This is a genomic window from Bradyrhizobium sp., assembly GCF_049586575.1.
GTDB lineage: Bacteria > Pseudomonadota > Alphaproteobacteria > Rhizobiales > Xanthobacteraceae > Bradyrhizobium.
Genome location: NZ_JBAVCF010000470.1, coordinates 1 through 5317 on the forward strand (window position 1 = coordinate 1; position 5317 = coordinate 5317).

At 62.1% G+C, this 5317-nt stretch carries 2 protein-coding genes; one reads left to right on the forward strand and one right to left on the reverse strand.

The genetic code is table 11. From position 1 onward, the window contains the following. Positions 1-300 precede the first annotated feature (300 nt). Positions 301-3438 carry an efflux RND transporter permease subunit gene (locus tag WB528_RS18210; protein WP_423889787.1) on the forward strand — a complete coding sequence of 1046 codons (3138 nt, stop codon included), beginning with the start codon at positions 301-303 and terminating at the stop codon, positions 3436-3438. Between the two features lie 209 nt (positions 3439-3647). On the opposite strand, the gene WB528_RS18215 is transcribed toward WB528_RS18210, so the two are convergent. Beyond that, the coding region (locus WB528_RS18215) for a tannase/feruloyl esterase family alpha/beta hydrolase (RefSeq protein WP_423889788.1) at positions 3648-5317 on the reverse strand (1670 nt) is incomplete at its 5' end.

The following is a 5317-nucleotide window of genomic DNA, read 5'->3' on the forward strand; positions in this document are numbered from 1 at the left end:
GCCTCGGGTATTAATCCGAGGCCGCTTCTCCACCGCGAGCCGACGTCATGGTGGCTAGGCGACCGCCCAACGCTCGGCAATCGCTTTGGACGCATAGAACCCGCCCCTGACGAAGGTTGAATGGCGACACCGGCGTTTCAGGTCGCAAGCTGCCCCGGAATCGGTATGCTGCCGGCCACAAAACGGTCTCGGATTTCACCCTCGGCGAACCGCCGGGCAGGATCGAGGAAGCGGACGTTCGAGCGCCGCGGGCACGACTCCCGGCTTGAAGAGATGCGCCGGCCCTTGCGAGGTCTGGGCATGATCGAAAGCATCTCGGCACCCTTTATCCGCTTTCCGATCGGCACTTCGTTGCTGATGGCGGGCATCCTGTTCATCGGTCTGGTGTCCTACCCCCTGCTCCCTGTCGCGCCGCTGCCGCAGGTCGACTTCCCGACTATCCAGGTCAACGCGACGCTGCCCGGCGCGAGCCCTGAAACCATGGCCTCGTCGGTGGCGCAGCCGCTGGAACGGCAGCTGGCGCAGATACCCGGCATCGCGCAAATGACCTCGACCAGCTCGCTCGGGTCGACCGCGGTTACGATCCAGTTCGACCTCAACCGCAGCATCGACGCCGCTGCCAACGACATCCTTGGCGCGATCAATGCCGCGAGCGGTCAGCTGCCCAAGAATCTGCCTTCGCCCCCAACCTATCGCAAGGTCAATCCGGCCGACTCGCCGATCATGCTGCTGTCGGCGACCTCGGACACGGTGCCGTTGATCCGCCTGAGCGACGCGATCGACATCCAGCTCGGACAGCAGATCAGCCAGATCTCGGGGGTGGCACAAGTGTACATCGGCGGTCAGCAGAAGCCGTCGATCCGGATCCAGGTCGACCCCGCCAAACTGGTCGCGAAGGGCCTGTCGCTCGAGGACGTGCGCAACCAGATCGCGGCCAATACCGTCGATAGCCCGAAGGGCAATATCGACGGACCGAAGCGGGCCTATACGATCTACGCCAACGACCAGATGCTCGACGCCGACAAGTGGAACGACGTCATCATCGCGTACCGCAACGGCGGGCCGCTGCGGATTCGCGATATTGGCCGGGCCGTCGCGGCGCCCGAGGACATGAAGCAGGCTGCCTGGGCGGACGGCAAGCGCGGCGTGTTCCTCGTCATCTTCAAGCAGCCCGGCGCCAACGTCATCGACACCGTCGACAAGATCAAGGCGCAGCTGCCGCGCCTGGTGGCGGCGATTCCGCCCGCGATCAAGATCAAGATCATCAGCGACCGCACGCTGACGATCCGAGCCGCGGTCGAAGACGTGCAGATCACGCTCCTGATCACGATCTTCCTGGTGATCATGGTGATCTTCGTCTTCCTCCGCAGCTTCTGGGCGACCGTAATTCCCGCAGTCACCGTGCCCCTGGCGCTGCTCGGCGCCTGCGCGCTGATGTGGGTGTTCGGCTATACGCTCGACAATTTGTCGCTGATGGCACTGACGATTGCGGTCGGTTTCGTGGTCGACGACGCCATCGTCATGCTGGAGAACATCACCCGCTACGTCGAGCATGGTGAAAAGCCGCGCGCGGCGGCCTTCAAGGGCGCAAGCGAGATCGGCTTCACCATCGTCTCGATCAGCGTGTCGCTGGTCGCGGTCCTGATCCCGCTGCTTCTGATGGGGGGCGTCATCGGCCGGCTGTTCCGCGAATTCGCGGTGACGCTGGCGATGGCCATCTTCGTGTCGATGATGGTGTCGCTGACGCTGACGCCGATGATGGCCTCGCGCTTTCTGCGCGCCAACAGCGAGACCCGTCACGGGCGGTTCTACCAATGGAGCGAGCGGCTGTTCGATCGGATGCTGCGCTCCTACGAGCGTGGCCTCGATCTCGCCCTCGATTGGAGCAAGACAACGCTTGTCATCTTCTTCATCACCGTCGGGCTTTCCGTCTACCTCTTCACGATCATTCCGAAGGGCTTTTTTCCGCAGCAGGACAATGGCTTTTTGACCGGGGTTTCCGAAGCTTCGCAGGATATCTCCTTTGAGGCAATGAAGCAGCACCAGGAGGAGCTCAACAGTATCGTTCAAGCCGACCCCGCTGTCGAAAGCATAGCGATGTTCATCGGCGGCGGCGGCACGGCGCTCAATTCGGGACGATTGTACATCACGCTGAAGCCGCACGACGAGCGTGACGCCGACGCCGCACACATCATTGCGCGGCTAAGGCCGAAGCTTGCGAAGGTCGAGGGAGCAACACTCTATATGCAGGCCTCGCAAGACGTGCGCCTCGGCGGCCGCGCCACGCGAACGCAGTTCGAATTCACTCTACAGGACGCCAACCTCGACGAGTTGAACGAGTGGGCGCCGAAAATCCTGGCCAGGATGAAAACCCTGCCGGAATTGCGCGACGTCGCAACCGACCAGCAGACCGAGGGAACGACCCTGCAATTGAAAATCAATCGCGACACCGCGGCGCGCTACGGCATCAGCCCGCAGCTGATTGATGACACGCTCTACGACGCGTTCGGCCAGCGCCAGGTCACGCAATATTTCACCCAGCTCAACAGCTATCACGTGATCGAGGAAATCCTGCCCGAGCTGCAGGGCAGGATCGACACGCTGGACAAAATCTATATCCGTTCCCCGACCAGCAATGCGGAGGTGCCGCTATCGGTCTTCTGCGAATGGACCAACGTGCCCGTGCGACCGCTGGCCATCGCCCACCAGGGACAGTTTCCCGCCGTCACCATCAGCTTCAATCTCGGCCCAGGGGTCGCGCTCGGACAAGCGACCGGCGCCGTGCAGGCCGCGATGGCCACAATGGGCGCGCCGGCGAGGCTGAGCTCGAGCTTCCAGGGAACGGCGCAGGCATTCCAGCAGTCGCTCGGCACGGTGCCGCTCCTGATCGTCGCTGCATTGGTGGTGGTCTATCTGATCCTTGGCATACTCTATGAGAGTTACATCCATCCGCTGACGATTCTTTCGACGCTGCCGTCGGCCGGCGTCGGCGCGCTGGTGATCCTGATGGTCTTCGGCTTCGATTTCAGCCTTATTGCTCTCGTCGGAATCATTCTGTTGATCGGCATCGTCAAGAAGAACGGCATCATGATGGTCGACTTCGCGATTGCCGCGGAACGGGACGAGCATCTCACACCGCAGCAGTCGATCCGGAAGGCCGCCATTCTGCGCTTCCGGCCCATCATGATGACCACGATGGCGGCACTGCTCGGCGGCGTACCGTTGATGCTCGGCACCGGAACTGGATCGGAGATCCGCCAGCCCCTTGGCTACGCCATGGTCGGCGGCCTGGTCGTCAGCCAGGCCCTGACGCTGTTCACGACGCCGGTGGTCTATCTCTATCTCGATACGCTCTCCAACGCGCTGTCGCGCTGGACCCGGAGCAGGAGACCGGATGACTCCGGAGCAGGGAGTGACATCGAACGCGCCGCGGAATAGCCGCGCTACCGTCGAAACCGCGCTGGAGCGTTTGCACCGAAGAACGCAAGACGGCTGGAAGCTGCCGATAGAGGCGGGCTACGGCGAAGTTTGCTTGCTGCAGCAGGCAGGAGACGAAAGTCCACTGCAACAGCTGCGCGCAAGAAGCCTGCGCGCAGCTGTCGTCGAGAATGCAGTGACGTATGACAGCGGATTCCGAACCCGCCGCCCTAGTTCAGCGCATCATCATGATCGTCGTGATCATGATCTGCGTCGGGATCGATGCAAAGGAAATTCGCAGCGTCGTTGGTCATGCCGGTTCCCTTGTACTTCGGAATTTTCGGAAAAGCGCACAGAGGCCGGGTGCCACCGGCGGGAAAATGCATTGCAATCTGCGGATCGAACAGTCCACCGGTTGATGGGAACGGCGAGCTGGTGTTGTGGTTTGCCGCCACTATTCGGTCCGGTGCATGACCGTTCTCGACCCATGCCGTGATCGCGTCGAGCTCGTTCACCGCAAAGTCGCTTGTCGCGGGACCACCGCCGCAATGAGCCATGTTTGGCACCATGAAAAGCCTGGCGAAGTCGCTCGCGTCGCCGTCCATGTGCCTGCTCATGTCTCGATACCAGCGCGCGATGGACGCTCCCGAGAAGATACCGTCATTGACGGAGGCCGAGACGATCAGCCTGCCCCCACGATGCCTGAACGGCTGCAGGTCGGTCGAAACTGCGGCCATGAAGTCCATTGCGCTCTCGGGGTAGGCCTTTGTCTCGGCAAAAATCTTCGGCGCATCCACGTCAAAGCTGTAGTGAAAAACGAAGGCTTCCTGCCCTGTCGGTCCGGCAACAGGCGTGACGACCGGCGGCGTCGTGAAGACCATTGGAAGCGCGCCGCCGCCAAGTGTCAGGTTGGCAGCGGTGTTGACGCCTGGTACGGGCGCCGTCACCACGTTCCAGGCGGCCCAGCCCAGGCCCGGTGCCGACGGAGGATCCCAGATTCCGGCATCCCAGAACCAGTTCGAATAGAGGCGCTGGCCCTTTGAATTGACCGGCCCGGCGTAGATCTTCTTGAGTGCATCCACCTGGGGGCTAGTCAGGCAGGTGCCGCCGTGAGGCGTGCTCCCGTGTGTGCCCGTTCCGCAAGTAAATGCGGCCAACGCGGGGAATACCTTCTTGTTTGTGCAGGCGCGGTAGTTATCGACGATTCCGTCGACCAGTCCGTCGAGAGCGTCACAGGCGCTCAGGATCGCAGCCGATGCGACCTCAAGGTCCTGGGACGGAAATGTCGCGGGGATGAAGGGCTGCCCGTTGACGTCCTGTGTCGTTGCCAGCGGGGCGAGCGCCTGCTCGTTCCACGCTTCTGCAATTGCGGCTTGCGGCAGGTTGAAGCCGGGGTTTTGCGCCACGACACCGTCGAACAACCAGGGAGATCTCTGCGATGCGACCATCGCATCCCGGCCGCCGTTCGAACAACCCATGATGTAGGAGTAGACCGCCTCAAGACCGTAATATTCGGCAATGATCTTCTTCGAAATCGTCGTGGTCTGTTCAATTCCATTGTAGCCGTAGTCGATGCGCGCCTGCTCGTCGACGGCGAAATGCTGCGAGCCGCCGGCGTTGGCATCGTCGTCCTGGTATCCGCCGACTGCGTTGGTCGCTCTGTCTTCGTGTCCGCCGTCGTCGGCCGCCACGGCCCAGCCTTGAGTAAGCTCGACGCCGGCGGCCCCTTGCGGGTCGGCATTGAGGCTGCCATCCGTGCCGCCTCCGCCCACCATTTCAAAGCGGCCATGCCAGGTATTGGGAAGATTGAGCGCGAACCCGATGCCGTAGGTGAAATGATCGGGATCCTGCGTGCTTGTCCGCTTGTTGATGATGCCGACGACGTTGCAATAGCTTGATT